Source organism: bacterium (assembly GCA_016708025.1).
Classification (GTDB): domain Bacteria; phylum Zixibacteria; class MSB-5A5; order GN15; family FEB-12; genus FEB-12.
In genome coordinates this window covers 74,759-95,433 of sequence record JADJGQ010000005.1, presented here as the reverse complement: position 1 = coordinate 95,433, position 20,675 = coordinate 74,759, and the positions used below count along the sequence as shown (strand labels likewise).

The following is a 20,675-nucleotide window of genomic DNA, read 5'->3' as shown; positions in this document are numbered from 1 at the left end:
GACAAATCCCCGTGCCGGAACGTCATAGAGTATAAAGAGGCAACCTCCAACCCACAGGGCTACAGGTGTCATCAACTACCGGAAAGCGAGCCTATCCCTATATCTTCCTTGGAGCTATCATAGTCTCCATGGCTCTGCTTTTGCCTGTTTCCGGCCATGCCCAGTATTACTTCGGAAAAAACAAAGTCCAGTACACCACGTTTGACTGGCAGGTCATGACCACCGAGCATTTCCGGATCTACTTTTATAAAGATGAACTGGAGATCGCCCAGATCGCCGCTCATACAGCCGAGGTAGCCTACCGCGAACTGGCCGCCAAATTCAACCACGAGGTCCGCCACACCATCCCGCTGATCATCTATTCTTCGCCATCCTACTTTGCCCAGACCAATGTTACATCCGGGCTGGTCGGCGAATCGGTCGGCGGTTTTACCGAATTTCTCAAAGGGCGCGTTGTTGTCCCCTTCCACGGTTCCTATTTCGACTTTGAGCATGTCATCCGTCACGAAATGGTCCACGTCTTCCAGATAGATAAACTGGAATATATCGCCAGTCGCGTTTCCAATCGCCAGATGGGCTATCCGCCGCTCTGGTTCACCGAAGGACTCGCCGAGTTCTGGTCGAAAAAGTGGGATACCGAGGCCGACATGATCATCAAGGATATGGTGATCGATGGCAATCTGCTCCCGATCGACCGCCTCTATATCGTGCAGGGGACCTACTTCATGTACAAGCTGGGTGAGTCGATCTGTTCCTTCATCGATTCCACCTACGGTCCCGACAAACTCGTCCAGATCTACGAAAACTGGCCGAAAGGGAAGAGCTTCGAAGAAGTCGTCCAGATCACCCTGGGTGATGATATCAACGAAGTCTCCCGCAAATGGGAATATGCGCTCAAGAGAAAGTACTTCCCCGAGGTCAAAGACCTTGGCCTCCCCAAGATGGAATCCAAACAGGTCAGTCCCCGCGGCTACGCCGTTAAGGGAGTGACGATTCGCTGGGATTCCGGCCATGGCCCCGAAGATCATGTTGTCTTCATGGCCAATCGGATGGGTTACACCGGCCTCTACATGATGGAGATCGGCAGCGACAAACTGCACACGCTGGTCAAGGGTGAACGCTCCTCTAAGTTTGAATCACTCTACCTGCTTCGGTCGGGGATCGACGCCAACGATTCCGGCAAAATTGTCTTCGCCAGCAAATCGAAAGAGACCGATAAGATCTATCTCTATGACCTGAACGAGCGAAATGTCACGAGAGAGTTCAAATTTGACGATCTGATCGCGGCTCGCTCGCCGCAATTCTCGCCCGATGGCAAACAAGTGATTTTCTCCGGTGTCCGACGTTCCGGCTATGCCGACCTCTACCTGCTTGATCTTTTGTCGGGCGACTATCGCGCCCTGACCGATGATATCTATTACGACACTGATCCGACATTTTCTGTCGATGGCTCCCGTATCCTGTTTGCTTCCGACCGGGGTGAACATGGCAAGACCGGTTCACTGAATATCTTCCAGCTCGAACCAGCCACCCTCGCTATCCAACAGCTGACTCACGGTGCTTTCCATGACCAGACCCCCGAAGCAACCGAGAAAGGGATCTATTTCTCCTCTGATCGAGAAGGGACCTACAATCTTTTCCTGCTCGCCGATGATGGCACCATGTCGCGGCAGTCGACCTATGTGACCGGTGCTTTTGATCCCCGCATAAATGCCGACGGCACCAAGCTTCTCTACACCGGCTACCAGGACCAGGGATTCCAGGTCTATCAGATGGATCTTCCCGAATATGCCAAACCGCTGGAGTATCCGCCCGATACTGCTACGCTGGTGTGGGAACCGGTCTCCATCAGCAAGGAAGTGACCGATGCCTCGATCTCGTACGACGCCGACTACTCCTTTGATATAGCGCAGTCCAACGTCGGCTATGATCCAGTCTATGGTTCGGTCGGTGGCTTCCAGGGTATGGTTTCGGATATTCTGGGCAACAAAGCGTACTATCTTTTCCTGTCCAATACCTCAAGCAACAAAGATGATTTTCTGACCTCGTTTAATGTTGGCGTCACCTATGTCAACCGGACACACCGGATGAACTGGGGAGTTGGCGTCTACCATCTTTTTGATGAGTATTACAACGATTACGATCTCTACTACGACGAGCGGCAGGTGGGCGGTGTCGGACTGATCAGCTATCCGTTCTCCAAATTCAGCCGGATGGAATTCACCACTTCACTCCGCTACTCCAAGAAGGAACTTGAGTACGGCCGGAAACCGCGCGAGGGAGTGCTCGGCTCGAACTATCTCAGTTACATTTTTGATAATTCGTATTGGGATATCTCCGGCCCGATCGAGGGGAGAAGGTACAATTTCACGATCGGTCATACCGGATCGCTCTCGGACTTCCGTTCGTACAGCCGGATGGGGTTTGCCGATGTCCGCCACTATTTCAGACTCGGGCAGAGTTCGGCTGTTGCCAATCGGATGTTTGCCTATGCCTCCGACGGAGTGGAGCCGCAGCGCGCCTATCTCGGCGGAAGCTGGTCTTTCCGCGGCTTCAAACGCAACTACTGGTACTCCAAGAATATCCTCTTCGCGTCGAACGAACTCCGTTTCCCGTTGGTCGATGATCTGGTTATCGGCCTACCGTTCGGCGGTATGGCTTTCCGTGGAATTCGCGGTGTACTCTTTTTCGATACCGGCGCCGCTTGGGATGACGAATTCGACCAATTCTATGGCTCATTCGGCACCGGCTTCCGCGTGAACCTGGGCTATATCGTGCAACTCAGATTCGACTTTGCTCGAACCACTGATTTCGAGTCTATCTCACCGCGGACCGATTTCGATTTCTTCTTTGGGTGGAATTTCTGATGAACCGCCTAAGGGTATCCCTCCTTCTATTCGTCTTGCTGGCGGTCTCTTGTTCCAGCCGGGTGAAGTACACCCAGGAATTTGCCGAGAGATCGAGCGCCTGGCCCTACCATAGGGGAGACCTCCAGTCATCAGGGGCTGCTGCTGAAGCCAACTTCTCAGGCAAACTCAATCTGCTCTGGTCTGACAAGTACGGCTACCGCCCGGCCGCCCCGCTGACGGTCTACCACGGCCATCTGGTGGTCACGACGACCGGGAAGAGGGTACATTTCTACGATGTCGCCAACGGCAGCCTCTACGGCAAGCTACGGCTTTCTGGCACCGGCCAGACTGCGGTACAGATGCAGGATAGCCTGCTGTTCATAGGCTTGTCCCCGGCTCGGAACCGGGTCGACGCCATCAATCTGAAGACCCGCAAGACTATCTGGAGGGCGCCGGTAAAGGATGCCGCCCCCGCTCCGATAATACTAAATGACCGACTAATAATCAGTTCCAGCGATGGCACGGTGTCGGCTCTTGAGCTGACCACCGGCAAGCATCTCTGGGATTTTTCCGGCTCCGGAAGATTTGTCGCTCCGATCGCTTACAGCGACGGACGGATCTTCCAGCCCTCGGATAATGGCCATCTCTTCGCACTCGCCGATTCGACCGGCGAATTGCTGTATGAGGTGAAACTGGATGGTCCTCTTGTCGGCGGTGTTGCTATAGCCGACCTCCTGTATGTTGCCAGCATGACCGGTGAGGTCTACGGCATTCAGGCAGAGACCGGCACCGTCCTCTGGCAAACCAGACTCAAAGGGCCGATCTGGAACGCGCCGGCTATCAGTGGTGATATGATCATCCTGGGACACTCCGGTGGCGAGATCGTCGCTCTCAGCCGGAACAACGGCGCGCTGATCTGGAGCTATCCGATCGTCGATGTAGTCAAGGCGTCTCCGTTATTGGTTGGTCAGTTCGTGGTCGCCGGGACCATGTCCGGAAAGCTGGTGGTGTTGAATTCGCACGACGGTTCCCACGTCGCTGAGACGGAAGTAACCGGAGCGATCGCCTTCCCGCCAGTCACCGATGGAACCCGTATCTTTGTCGCGACTCAGTCGGGAAGGATCCTCTGTTACGGAGATGAGCATGCACAACTCACCCAGGACCGTCAGTGAAGCGCTGCTGCGCACCAATCTCAATGAACTGAGCCATCTGCTCGCCAGCGAGCTGGCCATGTCCTGCAAGAAGATCGCTATCTACTCGCCGGACCATCCGGTCGGACAGAAAGCGCTCGAAAAACCATTCCTTCTCTTAGCCAAGTACTTCCAGTTCCGCTCGACCGTGACCATCGCGATCCAGCGCACCAATCTGATCATTTGCAATATCGCGCTCAAGGATGCCGTCTACCATTCGCAGATCATCCAGCCGATGCAGATGAACGATATCACCGTCCTGCTGTTCGACCAGAATATCTCAATGAAAGAATTCGGCGTTTTCATGGAACGCTTCGTCAAACGTGTCAAGCAGGATGACCCCAATTATCACTTCATGACCTTTCTTTCGCGCCGCAATATCAAGACCGTCGAGGCCAACACTGAGCGCGCATTCAAACTGTTCGAAGAACAGCGCCAGTATCGCGGGGAAGTGGATGACGACTTTTCTGTTCGACGGTTCACCCTTGATCAACTCGGCACCGATCCATCCGTCCTGGCCCAACTCGCCGAGACTCCGGACTCGGAACTGATCACGCACTGCATTGACTTCCATCCAAATCTGGTTCGCTACTTGATGCCTGAGCGGGTCACCTCTCTGCCGACTCGCGAATTTCGCAAGGAGCTGGAGCGACTTTCATCCGTCATCTCCGGCCAGCCGGAATCCGATCCGGACCGCGAGAAAAATGTCCGAAAGTTTGTCTCCTTGCTGAAGCTGGCTGAATTGCACCCGGAGTCGGCAAATATCCTCAAACAGCTCTCTACCTTTGACCTTGTCCCGGCAGTCGGATCCGCTCCACCCAAAGTCGACCCCAAAAGTTCTACCGGGAAGATCAAAACCGAGGCGCTCAGTCAGATCGAATCACTGCTTGAAGAATACTGTTCCGACGGAAGCCAGTCGTATGAGATCACGCCGTTCTCCGACGCTTTCGAGCGGCTTCTCAAAACCGGCCTGAAAGAGAAGGCGAGCTCGATCCTGACTCGCTTGACCGAACTGCTTTCGGACTCCAATCCCGGCCGCCGCCAACAGGCACTGAGCCTGCTCTCTCGCGCGATCGATCAGCTCAATTTCCAGACTGACTTCCGCCTCTTCGAAGATCTGGTCAAGCAGGTCGTTGTCCAATTGACTGCTCGTCGCGAAACTTTTGAATATTCAGAACTTATCTGGCGCGTTTGCGATCGCGCTATCCGCGAACGGAAGTTCTCTCTGATGGCCGAGATCAGCGCCTGTATGGCGACTCGTCGCTATCAGGATGGAAGCGTCACCGTCTATGATTCCATGGCGGTCAAGAAGGCGTTTGAATCCCTTAACCGACCCGAGATCATCGATCGCCTTATCAAAGAGACGATCAACGCTGACCACGAAATTGGCAATCAGTTAAAGCGGATCATGGTTTCGATCGGCTCCGAAGAGATCGCCTTCGCCCTCTCCCAGATCGTCGCACACCCACTGCGTCAGGTTCGCCAGCAGTCGCTTCGCATCCTGGCCGAAATGGGGAAATCTGCACTGGTCGTTTTCTCGCGCATTGTTAATGATGACAACTGGTTTGAACGGGAAATCGGACGGCAGGAACTCCCCGATGCCAAATGGTATCTGATTCGCAATTCGATCTTCGTCCTGGGCAATTTGAAGGATCGCGATGCGGTCGCACCACTGCGCCTCCGCATCTCCGATAACGATATCCGCGTCCGCCGCGAAATCGTCACCGCTCTCGAAAAGATCGGCGGGGAAGAAGCCGTTGATCTCCTCCTGCTCATGGCCGAAGATTCCTCACATGAGATTCGCGAAACCGCTGTCGCGGCAATCGGTGTTATCGGCACCCCAGAGGTTGTCCCGATGCTCACTGACCTGCTCAACCGCAACTCCAGTGAAGCGATCAAGGTTATATCGGTACTCGGCAAATTGGGCGGGGAAGATGCCCGAGCCTATCTCAGCCGGATCCTCAATAGCGAGGATGACCTGAACACGATCTCCGCGGGCCGTCACTCTAAAGATGACCTCCGCCTGGCTATCGTCAAGGCGCTGGGGACAATCGGTGACCGTCCCGCCCTAAATCAGATCAGGGAGTACCGCGACTCTCTTTCAGCGGCCCAGAAATTTCTCTTCAAGAATTCGCCGCTCCAGCGGACCATTTCAGAAATTCTCTCCAAAAGCTGATAACTGACAGTCAATATGGCATTTCCACGATGCCATATTGACTCTCGTCTGCCTATTTGACTGCCAATCTCTGCCATTCTGACAAGCGCTCCGTCACTATATTCTCCATAGATTTCGTAATCTATTCTTTATCAATGCGTTAGCTGCTTTGGCACAACGCTTGTATTACCTACCTGCAGAAGTAAACAAACAGAAATAACGGAGAGAGTAAGATGACCTGCACAGTTCGAATCGCCCGAAACGCTGAAAACAACAACCAAGCATACAGACGAGGAGGTTCAACGATGAACAACGTATTAGTTCGCCCCGACAGCCGCTTTGGCGGCGAAATTGACCGCATGGTCTCGGATATCTTTGGATTCCCGCATCTTCGCTCGGAAGGTGAAGCTGAATTCCACCCGCGCGTCAATATCAAGGAAAGCCGCGATGGGATCGCCCTGCTGTTCGAACTGCCGGGTCTGGATAAGAAAGATATCAAAGTGACCGTCAAGGATGGCGACCTGATCGTCTCCGGCCAGCGGGAATTCCGCGCTGAGTCGGAGGAAGCCAACTACATCCGTAGCGAGATCCGGACCGGACGATTCTCCCGGAGCTTCACGCTCCCTGAGACGCTCGACCAGAACTCGATCAAAGCGGAGTACAAAAACGGCATTCTTGAGGTGAAGTTCAACAAGCGCGAGGAAGTCAAACCGCGCGAGGTTGAAGTCACGATCGGCTAACCAGCCGACCTAACCAGTACCGTTAACAGTCAGTTGCGATGTGGAAGAGAAAGGCTGGTCCTCGCGACCAGCCTTTTCTACTGAACAGGAGAACGAGATATGAGCAAAACTATTGGAATAGATCTCGGCACCACTAACAGCGTGGTCGCCATCATAGAAAACGGCAACCCGGTCGTCATCCCGAACGCCGAGGGTGGACGAACCACCCCGTCGGTGGTAGCGATCGATCGCGCCTCTGAACGTCTGGTCGGCACCGTAGCCAAACGCCAGGCGGTCACCAACCCGATGAATACCGTTTTCTCCATCAAGCGTTTGATGGGACGGAAATTCGACGAAGTCCGCCAGGAGATCAAGAATTTCCCTTACAAAGTCACCGCCAACAATGCCGGTGAACCGACTGTCGAAATGAACGGCAAACAGTACACGCCGCAGGAGATCTCGGCGATGATCCTCGCGCGCCTGAAAAAGACCGCTGAGGATTACCTTGGCGAGACTGTCCGCGATGCTATCATCACCGTCCCGGCCTACTTTAATGACCGCCAGCGTCAGGCGACCAAAGATGCCGGACGAATCGCAGGACTCGATGTCAAACGGATCATCAACGAGCCGACCGCTGCCGCCCTTGCCTACGGCATGGACAAGAAAAAGACCGGCAAGGTAGCCGTCTATGACCTCGGCGGTGGAACGTTTGATATCTCCGTCCTCGAACTGAGTGAAGGAGTCTTCGAAGTTCTCTCCACCAATGGTGACACCCACCTCGGTGGCGATGATTTCGACAAACGGATCATCGACTGGATGACCGAAGAGTTCCGCAAATCCGACGGGATCGATCTTTCGAAAGATCCGATGGCTATGCAGCGTCTCCGTGAAGCGGCTGAAAAAGCGAAGATCGAGCTTTCCTCGACTATGCAGACCAGTCTCAATCTGCCGTTCATCACGGCCGATGCATCCGGACCGCGTCATCTGAATCTGACGCTCACCAGAGCCAAATTCGAGCAACTGGTGGATGACCTGATCGAACGCTCCATGGCGCCGGTGCGCCGTGCGCTCGACGACGCCAAACTGCAGCCGTCGCAGATCGATGATGTCATTCTCGTCGGCGGCATGACCCGTATGCCGAAAGTCTATGAGTCGGTTAAAAGCTATTTCGGCAAAGAGCCGAATCGCTCGGTCAACCCCGATGAGGTCGTCGCCGTCGGCGCGGCGATTCAGGGTGGCGTTTTGACCGGCGATGTCAAAGAAGTGCTCCTTCTCGATGTCACTCCTTTGTCGCTCGGTCTTGAAACGCTCGGAGGCGTGATGACCAGACTGATCGACCGGAATACCACTATTCCGACTAAAAAGTCGCAGACCTTCTCGACCGCAGCGGATAACCAGCCGCAGGTCGATATTCATGTGCTGCAGGGTGAGCGCGAGATGGCGAACGACAACAAAACGATCGGACGGTTCATTCTCGATGGTATCCCTGCTGCGCCGCGCGGCTTGCCGCAGATCGAAGTGACCTTTGATATCGATGCCAACGGTATCCTGCATGTCACCGCCGCCGACAAAGCGACCGGCAAATCACAGAATATCCGGATCGAGGCTTCCTCCGGTCTGAACGAAACGGAAATCCAGCGGATGGTCAATGATGCCAAAGCGCACGAGTCCGAAGACAAAGAGAAAAAGCGGAAGGTCGAGATTCGCAATCTCGCCGATGCTGCTCTTTTCCAGTCTGAAAAACAGATGCGCGATCTCGGCGACAAGCTGTCCGCCGAAACGCGCGCTAAACTGGAGGCCGCCGCGTCTCGTGTCAGAGAATCGATCAAGAGCGATAATCTGTCCGAGATCGAATCGGCCACCAATGCGTTGAATCAGGTCTGGCATGAAGCTTCGGCCGAGATGTATAAATCAGCATCAGGCTCAAACGGCAGCAGCCAGCAATACCAACGCACGTCGCCGACCGACAGCCCGACCGGCGACTCCAAACCGGTCGACGCCGAATTCGAGGAGGTGAAGGAGTAGTCACGTTGTGTGCCCCACCCATTGGGTGGGTTCATGGAGAATAATTGAAAGAGGCGGGTTCGGAGACGGACCCGCCCTACAAATTATTAGATGATGCCTATGTTGGATGATATGACATCCTGGCTCGTTCTGGCCGGACTGCTCCTGGCGATTTTTGGCGGAATGGCCTACGTGGTAAAGCGCGTTTTCATCGATAAAAAGATGTTCGGTGAATCACGGATTGTCTCTATGTCGGCCTTCCATTCATTCCAAAATGCCGACCGCCAGAAATCGATTGAACACGTTATCTATATGGAGCAGGATGAAAAGGAACTGGACTTCGTAGCGGACGACAAGGAGAAACCGCCGTCTGAAGTGTAGAGTGGGGTAGGGCAGGTGGCAGGGCAACTTGTAGGGCAGGATCCTCTGTCCGCAAGGAACGGATGGATCCTGCCATTTACCTCGCCAACAATAGAACGTCATTGCGAGCGCAGCAATCAATATGTGCCCCACCCATTGGGTGGGTTCATGGACAATGATCGAAAGAGGCGGGTTCGAAGATGGACCCGCCCTACAAATCTTGCCCTGCAGGAGCCGGGGCAAATGTGCAATTAGTCCCTAAGAGCGATTGACATAACTGTCCAAACGCTGCATATCTATACCGGGCGTGGAGCAGAGAGAAAGAGAGCATGGCCAGAGACTTCTATCAAATCCTCGGTGTCACCGAAACCGCCTCGCAAGACGAGATCAAAAAGCAGTTTCGCAAACTGGCCAAACAGCACCATCCCGATCGCAACAAGGGAGACAAATCCGCCGAAGCGAAGTTCAAGGAGATCTCCGAGGCATACGACACCCTCTCCGATGACAAAAAACGCGCGGAGTACGACACCCTTCGTCGCTATGGCGCATTTTCCGGCCAGGGTGGGCCGCAAGGTGGGTTCGATCCCACGCAGTTCCGTCGAGGCAATCCCGGCTCGGCAGGCGAAGAAAACTGGGAAGAAATTCTCTCCCAATTTTTCGGCGGCGATTCGCCGTTCACTGGTGGCGGAAGTCGCACCCGTCGACGCAGTTCCCGCCAGATGCCCCCTCAACCGGGGCGAGATATCGAAGCGGAGATCATCATCCCGTTCATGGAGGCGGTCACCGGCACCACCCGGATCATCCAGGTCGGCTCCAAAAAGCTGAATGTCCGTATCCCCGCCGGTATCGATGACAACGGCCGCATTCGTCTGGCGGGGCAGGGAGAGCCGGGAGTCAACAACGGCCACAGCGGCGACCTTTTGATAACGGTCCATCTCTCGCCAGACCCATATTTCACGCGCAAGGGGGACGACATTTATAGTTCGATTGAGATTCCGTTTACCGAGGCGATTCTGGGTGCGAAACGGTCGGTCCGGACATTGACCAAAACGGTGACGCTGACTATCCCGCCGGGAACACAACCCGGCGCCATGTTGCGTCTCAAAGGGCAAGGGATTAACGCGAACGGCACAGTCGGCGACCAATATGTCGAGGTGAAAGTAACGATCCCGAAGAACCTGACGGATAAACAGAAGAAGATGATAGAGGAGTGGGAAGGGTGAGCGGTTTGGGTCTAAACTCTGTTCCCTGCACGTATTCGCTGATTTGTCAGCGAATACAGGTTGGTCAGGTAGAACAACTCACCGACTCCGAGTTGGCGCTGTTCTTGGCCTTTGAATGCTGTTCTGAGTTATGCAATGGAGGCTTTTGGCAGTTTTTTCTAAACACTCGGAATCGCCACACTCCAGATACGATAAGAGCGCTGAGAATGACTGGCTTGGATATAGCGGCCTCCTCACTGGAAAGGGCATTTCAATCCCTAACTATCAGCGGTAACATCGAAAAGAATGCTATGGACTGGGAGTTCGCAGAGCAGTTCTCAATCGACAATTCGGAGTCATTCACATCACTGGAGAGAGAGTGGTATGAAAGCGATGAATGCCGGCAATTTGTTGACATTCTCGAACGATTTCTCGAGAAGAACCAAGACGATTTTACTGAGATCGAGTATGAGGCGAGTCTCGACGCCAGTAAAAAACACACTGTAAGGATTCGCAATCCAAGGTCACCCCATGAACCTCAATAAATTCACCCAACGCTCGATTGATGCCATCCAATATGCCCAGCAATTGGCCCAGGCAGAATCACACCCCCAGGTCGTCCCGGAACATCTCCTCCTGGCCCTCCTCAAACAGGAAGATGGCCTCGTCGCCCAGATTGTCAAACGGATCGGCGCATCAGTTGACACCATCGAGGCCGAGGTCGATGACGAACTGAAACTGCTCGCCCGCCAATCCGGCGGCCAACTTTATTCCTCCAACGAACTGACGCAGCTTCTCTACAAAGCAGAGAACGAACTAAAGCAGTTCGCCGATGAATATGTCTCCGTAGAACATCTGCTGTTGGCGATGCTCGAGGTCAAAAGCAAGGCGCAGGAAATTCTCAAACGCAACGGCATCACCCGCGACGAAGTCCTCAAAGCACTTTCGACCATTCGCGGCAAGTCCCGCGTCACCGATGAAAACCCCGAAGCAAAATATGCCGTGCTCGAAAAATACTCGCGCGACCTGACCAAAGCTGCCCGCGATGGAAAACTCGACCCGGTGATCGGCCGCGATGATGAGATCCGACGGATTATCAAAATCCTCTCCCGCCGCACCAAAAACAACCCGGTCCTTATCGGCGAGCCGGGGACCGGCAAAACCGCCGTGGTCGAAGGTCTGGCGCAGAAGATCGCTATTGGCGAAGTCCCTGAGACGCTCAAAGACAGGACACTCGTTGCGCTCGACCTTGCCGCTCTTATCGCCGGCTCCAAATTCCGTGGCGAATTCGAAGAACGGCTGAAAGCAATTCTGAAAGAGGTCGAAGAATCCGCCGGAAAGATCATCCTCTTTGTCGATGAAATGCACACTCTCGTCGGCGCCGGAGCCGCCGAAGGCGCGATGGATGCTTCCAACATGCTCAAACCTGCGCTCGCGCGCGGCGAGATTCGCTTCATCGGTGCCACGACTCTCGACGAGTACCGCAAGCATATCGAAAAAGATGCCGCCCTCGAACGTCGCTTTGCGGTGGTTACTATCGAACCGCCGACAGTTGAAGAAACCGTCTCGATCCTGCGCGGTCTTCGAGAAAAGTACGAAGTTTTCCATGGCATCAAAATCTCCGATGCTGCCATTGTCGCCGCCGCTAAACTCTCGGACCGCTATATCGCCGACCGCTTTCTCCCGGACAAAGCGATCGATCTGATTGACGAGGCCGCCGCCGAACTCCGCATCTCGATCGACTCGATGCCCGAAGAACTAGACGCTGTCGAAAAGCGCATTCGGCAACTTGAAATCGAAAAGGAAGGAATCAAGCGAGAGCGCGATGCCGCCGAACGACTCAAACCGATCGAGGAAGAACTGAAAGAGCTGTTTGGTCAGCGCGAAGATTTGCGGAAACAGTGGGAAAAAGAGAAAGAGACGATCGGCTCCATCCGCGACACCAAAGCGGAGATTGAATCACTCAAGCTGAAAGCGGCCGAGGCGGAACGAAACGCCGACTACGGCGCCGCCGCCAAAATCAAGTACGGCGATTTAGTTGAGGCTGACAAACAGCTTCAATTTCTGACCCATTCGCTGGTCGCGATTCAGGAAAAGCGCGCACTGCTCAAAGAAGAGGTTGATGCCGACGAGATCGCCGAGGTCGTCGCCAAATGGACCGGCATCCCGGTGACCCGCCTGACCGAATCTGAGACCGAAAAGCTGCTTCGCTTAGAGAATGAACTTCACAAGCGGCTAGTCGGACAGGATGAAGCGGTGATCGCGATCGCCAACGCGGTCCGTCAATCGCGCGCCGGACTCTCCGATCCCAATCGTCCAATTGGCTCATTTATCTTTCTCGGCCCGACCGGTGTCGGCAAGACGGAACTTGCGCGGGCGCTGGCCGATTTCCTCTACGGCACCGAGGATGCCGTTGTCCGAATAGACATGTCGGAATATATGGAGCGTCACTCGGTCTCACGCCTGATCGGCGCGCCGCCGGGGTATGTCGGCTACGATGAGGGAGGGCAGTTGACTGAGGCAGTCCGCCGTCGCCCGTATGCAGTGGTACTGCTGGATGAGATCGAGAAGGCGCACCCCGAAGTTTTCAACATCCTGTTGCAGGTACTCGATGATGGCCGATTGACCGACAACCGCGGCCGGACTGTTTCGTTCAAGAACGCCATTCTCATCATGACCTCGAATATCGCGGCGGAATACATCATGCAGCAGTCTGCCTCGATGGGCGAGTTCAACCGGGATATTATTTTCGAGGAAATGAAAAAGACCGTTCTCGAGCGGCTCCGCCAGACCCTTCGTCCGGAATTCATCAACCGGATCGACGAGATCATCGTTTTCACCGCGCTGTCGCAACCGGAAATCGCCAGCATTGTCAGACTGCAGCTCAAACGTCTCGAACGGTTGCTGCTGGAGCGCGATATCACGCTTGAAGTCACTGATGGTGCCGTCAAGTTTATCGCCGAGACCGGCTATGACCAGGCATTCGGCGCCCGCCCGATCAAACGGCTGATCAACAAGGAACTGAGCCAACAAGTAGCAAAACTGCTCCTCGCCGGCGCCTTGAAACCCGGCCAGAAACTGAAAGTGGAGATGGTCGAGGACGACCTCAAGCTGACTCCGGTAGAAGCGAGCTGATATTTCATACGGGTTTCGACTACGCTCAACCCGACGGCCCTTCTAACCGTACTTCGAAAGTGCGGAATGCTAGACTCAAAGAGACGCACTGAGCGAAGTCGAAGTGCGTAAGGATTCGTAAGGCAGGATCTTCTGTCCGCCAGGAACAGATGGATCCTGCCATTTACCCCGCCTAACACCTTCCTAACACAATCCTATCCTCTCCGGAATATCGCAGACCACACACTCCACGTATAGTAAAGCGAACCCAATAACCTTGAAGAGTGAGGGAATCATGGGATCAACGCTAAAAACACCTGCACTGCTCTCCTGCCAACATGTCAAATCCCGAGATTGGGACATGACGGCTGATGGCATCACCCATGCCAGTCTCCGCTTCGACAATATGTTCGGCTCCCGCGCTGTCGCCGAGGCAGTCGATGGTCGGTGGACATTCAAGCGGAACGGATTTTTCAACACCTGGGTCGGCGTCCGCAAAGCCGGAAGCGAGACTGATATCGCGGCGATGCGTCGCAAAGGCTGGTCCGCCGCAGAAATAACTTTGCTATCCGGGCCGCAGTACGCATGGCGCAAGACAAAACGGGTGAGGGGAGAGTGGGGGCTTTACGATCTGCGCGACCGGTTGGTCATGACTGCGCTATTTAAGAGACACTTTCTCAAGGTCGAAGGATCCATCATGATCGAGCCGGCTGGAACCGACAATTCCGACCTGCCGATGTTGATGCTTCTCTGCTGGTATTGGCTGGTGCTTCGCGATGCCGATGAACAGGCATCGGTAGTAAGCATAGTCGCGGTGAGTGGATGACCACCGCTAATTGCGCAGCGGTCGACGGCTGGCATCCATCCAGCCACCGATAAAGATCACGATCAAAAGCAACCCGAGCGAAGAACCGGCGACCATGTCGCTCTCAACCGGTGTTGAACTGACTGCCTGACCAACCAGACTGACTATCGCCACAATTACGAACAGAATCGCCGGACCGAACCGTCCGGTGTTATTTTTTGGGCGTGTGCCGCGGTAGTACATTATTAAGCCGATCACGAAAATCAACGCCTCGAGTGCCAGCGCCGCTGGAAGCGTATTCCAGAGTCCCAGTCCAACTTTGGGAGAGGTTTCGCCGACAAGCGGAAGCTGCTCCGGGTGAACCAGGAAATCCAGCACCCAATGAGAAAACATCGCTATGAACATCACGGTCGCGGAGACCGCGCGCGATGATCGGCGGGTAAAGAGATAACCGAGGATAGCAAATAGTATGGAGTAGGCCACCACTCCCGCCAGGCTGTGCGAGAAAGGGAAGATAAACTGCAGGTAATGGAGCTGACCGTAATTCTCCGGCGTGATCACCGTCTCGACACCGGCCAGCACCAGGATCCAGAGCAGCAGATCTATGCCGGTTGCCGCGATCGACAGCCAGATGAGATTTATTGTTGGGGCGAATCGTTTCAACCCCAATGCGACGCCAAAATGTCCGATCAACATATCATTGAATTCCCAAACTACTTTTTCCGTTCAGCCAGATAAACCCCCGCCAGCACCATCAGCCCGCCAACAGCGGTGAAGATACCAAACGGTTCCCCCAGGTAGGCGACCCCCATAGCGGTCGCCGACAAGGGCTCAAGATAGAGAAAAATCCCCGATTTGGCAGCACCGATCTTTGCCACCCCCATCTGCCAGAACCACTGCGCCAGCGCCGTCGCCAGGACCGCCAGAAGCAGCAGGGAGACAACTGCATCAAGCGGCAGTTCAAGATAGACCTGCCACTGGTTGTGCCAGACCAGGTAACCGACCATCAGCACAAATGTAGGGAAGAGGACCGCAAAGGTCACTGCCAGAGGGTCCTTCGTCCGAGTGACCGTCCTGATGACAGCCGTATATATCGCCCAGGTATGCGCAGAGACCAGAATCAACCAATCGCCGGTCGATTTCAGCCAGCCGATCGAGCCAAAATCCCCTTTGGAAAAGAGGAGCAGCACCCCCAATGTCGCCACCCCTATTCCAACTACCACCCCCCGGTCAAGCTTCTCTTTAAGGAACAGATAGCTGATCACCGCCAGGATGAGCGGCGTCACCGAGATTATCCAACCGGTATTGGTGGCAGTGGTGTACTTCAGCCCGGTTATCTGGATCAGGAAATGCGCTGTCAAGATTGCCGAGCCGATCATCAGCGAAACCCATTCACTTCGCGAAAAATCGAATTTTGCTTTTCGTGCGAAGACGATTCCCCCAAGGATCGGCAAACCGATCAACATGCGAAGTCCCAGCAGTTCAGCCGGGCTGATATAGGGGAGAAGGACTTTGGTGGCGACAAATGTCGACCCCCAGAGAATGACAGTGAAGAGGAGCAGCAGCCGGATCAGCATAGGGGAATATATGAGAGCCAGGTGGATCGGCAATACTCAAGTGACCGCGATATTTTCTGGCAAGAAAATGCCCCCTGTCACCAGGGGGCATTCAAATTAGTGTGCACCCACCTCTGAATCGCGCTCGATCTATCGCACAGCCACACAACTCAGGTCGGGGAAACCTGCAACACACGTTGGACACTTCATGCCGTTGCTACCTTCCGGTCCTGGCGGGGTTAGGAGGCCGCTGCTGTACAGGACCCGGCCCTCAACGCCGGACAGCTGCCGTACTAAACCGATTGCTAAACCCTCGGGTGGGAATTCAATCCCGGTAGAGCGGGTTCCGGGTTACAGGGCACCGCTAACTCCCCATCTAGCACTCGTTCGAGTAACCATAAAAAATGGAGCAGATCGGGATCGAACCGACGGCCTCCACGTTGCGAACGTGGCGCTCTCCCAGCTGAGCTACTGCCCCAATTAGAGACGGTTTATGCAATCTGCCTGTTTCCAGGCAGACCCGACTATACAAAGAATCCGCCATCCTGCCAAGCGGTTTTTGTCCGGGAAGAACACTTTGCGCCACAATTCATTAGACGGTTCACCGAAACGCGATACCGGCTCGAACAAACGGCCGCGGTGACATACTGAAGGTATCCCCTTCGGATCGCCCTATCACCGAGCCCATCATGCCGAAATCGGCAACGAACCCGATGCCGCGAGGGCTCGGGAACGTACATAACTCAAGACCACCCTTTAATATCAGACAATTGGCCGCCCGAACACCACCGATTTGCGGCACTGCTCCATAGGACACTCCTCCGAAAAATCGAACCGCGAGCTTCTGATTAGGATCCCGTACCGCGCTTTTCAACTGCAAACCGACCTCAATCAGATTCTTGTATTCTTTCAGATCCTCTGGCGACATCCTGTGGAAATCCAGAATGAGTGCGAAACATGTCGAGTGAGTAGTTGGAAACTCAAGGGACAGCCCCCCATTCAACCCGGATTTGGTCGTAACATCACTGCCTGGCGTCCCAAAATATACCGTCCGCTCTGACTCCGAAGAGAAGTCGCCCGAACCGGTCAGTCCGAGCTTTATCTCAAAGATCACTTCGGAACGATCGTGCACTTTTGTCGGGTTAGTATTTGAAGAATCTTCAGCCTGAGCGTACAGACTGATCGGCCAAAGTACAGACCAAAGCAGAACGACTGAAACTATTCGGCAGAACATAGAAATCCTCGAATCAGATTGTCACTGGGCCAATTCCCGGCAACCTCAGCGCATCTATCTCATCCCGATGGTCATCGAAACACGACCCCCAGTCGCACTAACGGCCGCGGACGGGCCGCTATGTCGTACCGGTCATCCTCATCATCTGAAAAGGCTCGCCCGAACGGCGACGCGATAAAGCAGGTTTCCAGCGTGATGCCCAGTCTGCTCGAACCCGGGAAGTAGACTGTCTCGGCCCCCAACTTGGCGACCATAAAGCTCCCCGAAGTTGTTCTCCCTTCCAGCGCCGGAATATACCCATATGATATCCCGATCAGCGGACGAAGAGCGAAACGCTGCCCCGGTTTGCGCATCGATGACTTGATAACAACCCCAACATCGATCATCCACTTAGATTCGTCCAGATTTTCCGCCTTGATCCGATGCAGGTCTAGGCTGATCCCGGCAGTGGTCCAGACCGGGGAAGAGAACTCAAAGTATGCTCCAAGACTTGTGCCTGCCTCAAGATTCCGGATAAACTCATAGGATGACAGCGTGTCGACATTCTCAATGTTGACCTTTCCGCCAAAGATCGAGCCGACCTTGAATCCAAACATCGGTTTGGAACGCGGTTTGGCCGGCGCCGCGGTACTGTCCGGGGTACCAGCTTGGGCGAATACTCCCGTTGCCGCCATCAGCACAATACAAAGAATGATAATCAACGAACGGCGATAGTCTGTTTGCATTGGTCTAATAAGTACTTTGGCAGAAGTAAAGTCAATATGGGGAATGACCTACTGAGCTCCCCGCAGCGCCTGCAACCAGCCGAGAAAAGAGGCGGCATCATGGAAGCCGACCAAACGGCTCATCACCTGTTCATTTGAATCGAGCGCTATGGTCGTCGGATAGCCGGTCACCCCGAAGTAGGAGGGGAGATTCCCGGCGAGCACCGTGGTGTCGAGATAACAGACCTGCGAATCAGCAGTCACTTCGATCATCACGGGATTGAAGTACTCATTCATTTCATCCTGAACCGATGAATTGCACAGGGTCTCGTTTTTCAGCTTGTTGCACCACCCGCACCATGAAGCGCCAATGAATACTAATGAGTGCGCTTTGTGCGATAAGGTGTCATCGTAAATCGAGCAAGCAGAGACCCACTGGACATCTGCCAGGGTCCGCGCCTTAGGTGCCGTTGGAGCCGGATCATCATCACACACAACCAAAGTCAGGCAGATGATCGCAAGGAATGGCAGGAGTAGTCGCATAGCTATTTCCCCCGATCTTGCATAAGGTAGAGAAATATACCGATGTTTTGAGCCGTGTCAAGGGTGTCGCTGCCATGCGATCTCTTGACAAAAGGGGACTTGAGAAGCTATCTTTACTCAATTCGTAACTAAACGCGCCGATATTGCACACTATGAACTTGTCTCGTTATCTGACGGAAGATCTGGTCAAACTTGAGATGACCACTGAGGTCGAACCTCAGCCGGAGAATGGGTCAGTCGAGAAGTGGCGTCTTCGCACCAAAGAAGCGATCCTCTCGGAACTGGTCGATCTTCTCGATGCCGGCTCGCGGGTGGGGAATCGTTCCAAACTGCTGCTGGATTTTGTCAATCGCGAGAAAAAAGCGACAACCGGCATCGGCCTCGGAGTGGCGATCCCGCACATTCGCTCCATGCAGGCCAAAGAGTTTATGCTCGCTTTCGCTCGTTCCCACGTAGGGTATGAGTTTGAATCGCTCGACAGTCAGCCGGTCCACCTCTTTTTCGTCATGGCGGCGCCCCCCTACGACGATAACATGTACCTTCGAGCATTCAAATCGCTCGCCGAAATGCTCCAGCACGAGGCGTTTCGACATGAACTGATGACCGTCAGTTCTCCCGGCGAGGTGATTCGCGCTCTCCGTTCCCGGGAATAACAACCGTCAGGCACGTATTCTCAGCGACAGCAATCTTAACTGCATTTTAACCGCACGCTCGACAATCCAAAACGCGCCATGGGCAAACTGGCTTCGCGTGTTGTTGATTGTTTTTCCCCTCGCAGTCGGCGATACCATGACATCTGCTATCCACTATGGGTAACTCGCGACCAACTGCTGTCTGCGAGTGCCAAACGAGGGCTTTCCTCGCAGGGACTCTCACGAGTCCCATCCCCGCGAAGTCCACCCGCTCCAACCCGGGTGGATTTTCATTTGAACGGATCAACATAGACGGACTTTAACTTCTGACTAATCGGCCGGATCTTGATATACGCATTTTGCCGCCAGGCATCTGGTGTCGAGAGTGTCCTGGAATCTCCTCCCGATGCCCCGATCTGGAAATGCTCGTCCAGACAAATGACCACGTGATACGCACATCTGGTTTTATCGCATAGAAATTGAAGAGCACCCGGTCTGGCGGACTCAATCTGTGATGCTGAATACCTTGCCAGAAGTTGATTGGCCGTGAAGTCATCCTTCTCGCCGATCAAACCGGCAGATTTCAGACATTCCAGCACAAAACCGGAGCAGTCAAAGCCAGAGGGATCATCCCCACCCCAGCGATACGGTGTCCCTATATAGGCCAGTGCGGTTGTCAGTAAATGTTTCCGTGAAAGTAATTCAATCTGTTCAGGCATAATGTCCCCTCTATGTGAGGCCCTTTATTAATGGGGAGGGGAGGATGAGCACTAGCAAACGTATGACGCCGCAGACCTCACGGAGCCGGAAGAAGGGGAGAAAGAATGATCAGTCTGGTACGGTTTACTCGAAATCGAGCGAGCCCTGCTTCAGGGGGCGGAAATGCTTGACGCAATCTGCGAACAGCTCTTCGGCCTTGAACCGAAGGATATCCTCGCTGATCACCAACTCGAAAATAACGATTTCGGTGCCGCCATCGAAGTAGGCCATCGCCGCGTTCGGGATAAACCCGCGGTCGATATTGAGATAAAATGTGGTCAAGGGATCCATTGTTGACGAGGTCAACGGTTCTACCGGGCGGATCGTCACCGATGGCCCGTAATGCTCGCGCATCGACGAGGTATCACTGACAATTACGGCCTCGAATTTCATCCCTCGGATCTTGTAGATATTGACCCCGATCATCACCGAGGCGGAATCATATGCGTCGACCTTTGGAATGAAAGCAAACGAGTAGCCATCATCGGCCGCTTCATCCGTCACCATCTTGAAGTGGCGTGGCGCCGGGATGATATATCTCAGGGATTCCCCTTCATAAAATGCGGTATTGGAGTCGAGTAATTCTGCACCAGTTCCGGCCAGAATAGGGGAGGCCAGGAGCAGAACGAAAGCGGCGCCGAAGAGTATTTGCTTCATGTGAGAGATTATCGACAAAACCGAACTGCTTCTTGAGAGCTAAATTACACTGCCGCAGACTGATATAGGGGGACAAAAGGAACCATTTTCTCCCTTGTTTTCCCTAAATCGACTCGATATATTCGAAATCGACAATAATCGTCTAACTTGTCGGTTTTTTTGCGGGAGCTGCAGTGAGTACGATCTATCGAC

The 20,675-nt window shown here is 54.2% G+C and carries 18 protein-coding genes, 1 tRNA gene and 1 other RNA gene; 11 read left to right on the top strand and 9 right to left on the bottom strand.

Annotated elements, in window-relative coordinates; translation table 11 throughout:
* Positions 1 to 65: 65 nt before the first annotated feature.
* The 10 genes from IPH75_15350 to IPH75_15305 all read left to right on the top strand — a co-directional run bounded on the left by IPH75_15350 (position 66) and on the right by IPH75_15305 (position 14,419).
* Complete coding sequence (locus tag IPH75_15350) at positions 66 to 2,867, top strand: PD40 domain-containing protein (protein ID MBK7143446.1); 2,802 nt, start codon at positions 66 to 68, stop codon at positions 2,865 to 2,867.
* Positions 2,867 to 4,021: a PQQ-binding-like beta-propeller repeat protein gene (locus tag IPH75_15345; protein ID MBK7143445.1), complete on the top strand. Its 1,155-nt coding sequence runs from the start codon at positions 2,867 to 2,869 to the stop codon at positions 4,019 to 4,021. Before IPH75_15350 ends, IPH75_15345 begins: the two co-directional genes overlap by 1 nt.
* The gene (locus tag IPH75_15340) at positions 3,993 to 6,215 is read left to right on the top strand and encodes a HEAT repeat domain-containing protein (protein ID MBK7143444.1); all 2,223 of its coding nucleotides are present in this window, start codon (positions 3,993 to 3,995) and stop codon (positions 6,213 to 6,215) included. The genes IPH75_15345 and IPH75_15340 overlap by 29 nt, the downstream gene beginning before the upstream one ends.
* A gap of 284 nt (positions 6,216 to 6,499) precedes the next feature.
* On the top strand, positions 6,500 to 6,934 hold the full coding sequence (locus IPH75_15335) for an Hsp20/alpha crystallin family protein (protein MBK7143443.1): 435 nt from the start codon (positions 6,500 to 6,502) through the stop codon (positions 6,932 to 6,934).
* A gap of 99 nt (positions 6,935 to 7,033) precedes the next feature.
* Positions 7,034 to 8,938: a molecular chaperone DnaK gene (dnaK, locus tag IPH75_15330; GenBank protein ID MBK7143442.1), complete on the top strand. Its 1,905-nt coding sequence runs from the start codon at positions 7,034 to 7,036 to the stop codon at positions 8,936 to 8,938.
* Positions 8,939 to 9,049: 111 nt separating this feature from the next.
* The gene (locus IPH75_15325) at positions 9,050 to 9,298 is read left to right on the top strand and encodes a hypothetical protein (GenBank protein MBK7143441.1); all 249 of its coding nucleotides are present in this window, start codon (positions 9,050 to 9,052) and stop codon (positions 9,296 to 9,298) included.
* A 308-nt stretch (positions 9,299 to 9,606) separates the two neighbouring features.
* Positions 9,607 to 10,500, top strand: coding sequence for a J domain-containing protein (locus tag IPH75_15320; protein ID MBK7143440.1), 894 nt, complete (start codon positions 9,607 to 9,609; stop codon positions 10,498 to 10,500).
* Positions 10,497 to 11,024, top strand: coding sequence for a DUF4375 domain-containing protein (locus IPH75_15315; GenBank protein MBK7143439.1), 528 nt, complete (start codon positions 10,497 to 10,499; stop codon positions 11,022 to 11,024). The genes IPH75_15320 and IPH75_15315 overlap by 4 nt, the downstream gene beginning before the upstream one ends.
* Positions 11,011 to 13,614 (top strand): ATP-dependent chaperone ClpB, encoded by a 2,604-nt coding sequence (gene clpB / locus IPH75_15310; GenBank protein ID MBK7143438.1) that lies wholly within the window; start codon positions 11,011 to 11,013, stop codon positions 13,612 to 13,614. The genes IPH75_15315 and clpB overlap by 14 nt, the downstream gene beginning before the upstream one ends.
* Positions 13,615 to 13,888: 274 nt before the next feature.
* Complete coding sequence (locus IPH75_15305) at positions 13,889 to 14,419, top strand: hypothetical protein (protein ID MBK7143437.1); 531 nt, start codon at positions 13,889 to 13,891, stop codon at positions 14,417 to 14,419.
* A gap of 6 nt (positions 14,420 to 14,425) precedes the next feature.
* Here IPH75_15305 and IPH75_15300 read toward each other — a convergent pair whose 3' ends face one another.
* From IPH75_15300 to IPH75_15270, 7 genes are all read right to left on the bottom strand, one after another.
* A complete protein-coding gene (locus IPH75_15300) occupies positions 14,426 to 15,094 on the bottom strand; it encodes a hypothetical protein (protein MBK7143436.1) in 669 nt (222 codons plus the stop codon).
* A gap of 17 nt (positions 15,095 to 15,111) precedes the next feature.
* Entirely contained in the window at positions 15,112 to 15,975 is an 864-nt protein-coding gene (locus tag IPH75_15295; GenBank protein ID MBK7143435.1) for a DMT family transporter, read from the bottom strand.
* Positions 15,976 to 16,074: 99 nt separating this feature from the next.
* Positions 16,075 to 16,339: signal recognition particle sRNA large type (ffs, locus tag IPH75_15290), an RNA gene on the bottom strand.
* 20 nt (positions 16,340 to 16,359) lie between these two features.
* Positions 16,360 to 16,432: transfer RNA gene (locus IPH75_15285), tRNA-Ala, on the bottom strand.
* 123 nt (positions 16,433 to 16,555) lie between these two features.
* Positions 16,556 to 17,188 (bottom strand): hypothetical protein, encoded by a 633-nt coding sequence (locus tag IPH75_15280; GenBank protein ID MBK7143434.1) that lies wholly within the window; start codon positions 17,186 to 17,188, stop codon positions 16,556 to 16,558.
* Between the two features lie 71 nt (positions 17,189 to 17,259).
* On the bottom strand, positions 17,260 to 17,913 hold the full coding sequence (locus IPH75_15275) for a hypothetical protein (protein ID MBK7143433.1): 654 nt from the start codon (positions 17,911 to 17,913) through the stop codon (positions 17,260 to 17,262).
* Positions 17,914 to 17,961: 48 nt separating this feature from the next.
* Entirely contained in the window at positions 17,962 to 18,435 is a 474-nt protein-coding gene (locus IPH75_15270) for a thioredoxin family protein (GenBank protein MBK7143432.1), read from the bottom strand.
* 152 nt (positions 18,436 to 18,587) lie between these two features.
* On the opposite strand from IPH75_15270, the gene IPH75_15265 reads away from it, so the two are divergent.
* A complete protein-coding gene (locus tag IPH75_15265) occupies positions 18,588 to 19,088 on the top strand; it encodes a PTS sugar transporter subunit IIA (protein MBK7143431.1) in 501 nt (166 codons plus the stop codon).
* A 269-nt stretch (positions 19,089 to 19,357) separates the two neighbouring features.
* Here IPH75_15265 and IPH75_15260 read toward each other — a convergent pair whose 3' ends face one another.
* Both IPH75_15260 and IPH75_15255 read right to left on the bottom strand, forming a co-directional pair.
* A complete protein-coding gene (locus IPH75_15260) occupies positions 19,358 to 19,786 on the bottom strand; it encodes a C40 family peptidase (protein ID MBK7143430.1) in 429 nt (142 codons plus the stop codon).
* Positions 19,787 to 19,910: 124 nt separating this feature from the next.
* The gene (locus IPH75_15255; protein ID MBK7143429.1) at positions 19,911 to 20,483 is read right to left on the bottom strand and encodes a hypothetical protein; all 573 of its coding nucleotides are present in this window, start codon (positions 20,481 to 20,483) and stop codon (positions 19,911 to 19,913) included.
* Positions 20,484 to 20,675 lie beyond the last annotated feature (192 nt).

Coding starts and splice junctions, on each gene's coding strand:
- IPH75_15345 (MBK7143445.1), top strand. CDS start 2,867: ATGAACCGCCTAAGGGTATCCCTCCTTCTATTCGTCTTGCTGGCGGTC.
- IPH75_15340 (MBK7143444.1), top strand. CDS start 3,993: ATGCACAACTCACCCAGGACCGTCAGTGAAGCGCTGCTGCGCACCAAT.
- IPH75_15335 (MBK7143443.1), top strand. CDS start 6,500: ATGAACAACGTATTAGTTCGCCCCGACAGCCGCTTTGGCGGCGAAATT.
- dnaK (MBK7143442.1), top strand. CDS start 7,034: ATGAGCAAAACTATTGGAATAGATCTCGGCACCACTAACAGCGTGGTC.
- IPH75_15325 (MBK7143441.1), top strand. CDS start 9,050: ATGACATCCTGGCTCGTTCTGGCCGGACTGCTCCTGGCGATTTTTGGC.
- IPH75_15320 (MBK7143440.1), top strand. CDS start 9,607: ATGGCCAGAGACTTCTATCAAATCCTCGGTGTCACCGAAACCGCCTCG.
- clpB (MBK7143438.1), top strand. CDS start 11,011: ATGAACCTCAATAAATTCACCCAACGCTCGATTGATGCCATCCAATAT.
- IPH75_15305 (MBK7143437.1), top strand. CDS start 13,889: ATGGGATCAACGCTAAAAACACCTGCACTGCTCTCCTGCCAACATGTC.
- IPH75_15300 (MBK7143436.1), bottom strand. CDS start 15,094: ATGTTGATCGGACATTTTGGCGTCGCATTGGGGTTGAAACGATTCGCC.
- IPH75_15295 (MBK7143435.1), bottom strand. CDS start 15,975: ATGCTGATCCGGCTGCTGCTCCTCTTCACTGTCATTCTCTGGGGGTCG.
- IPH75_15280 (MBK7143434.1), bottom strand. CDS start 17,188: ATGTTCTGCCGAATAGTTTCAGTCGTTCTGCTTTGGTCTGTACTTTGG.
- IPH75_15275 (MBK7143433.1), bottom strand. CDS start 17,913: ATGCAAACAGACTATCGCCGTTCGTTGATTATCATTCTTTGTATTGTG.
- IPH75_15270 (MBK7143432.1), bottom strand. CDS start 18,435: ATGCGACTACTCCTGCCATTCCTTGCGATCATCTGCCTGACTTTGGTT.
- IPH75_15265 (MBK7143431.1), top strand. CDS start 18,588: ATGAACTTGTCTCGTTATCTGACGGAAGATCTGGTCAAACTTGAGATG.
- IPH75_15260 (MBK7143430.1), bottom strand. CDS start 19,786: ATGCCTGAACAGATTGAATTACTTTCACGGAAACATTTACTGACAACC.
- IPH75_15255 (MBK7143429.1), bottom strand. CDS start 20,483: ATGAAGCAAATACTCTTCGGCGCCGCTTTCGTTCTGCTCCTGGCCTCC.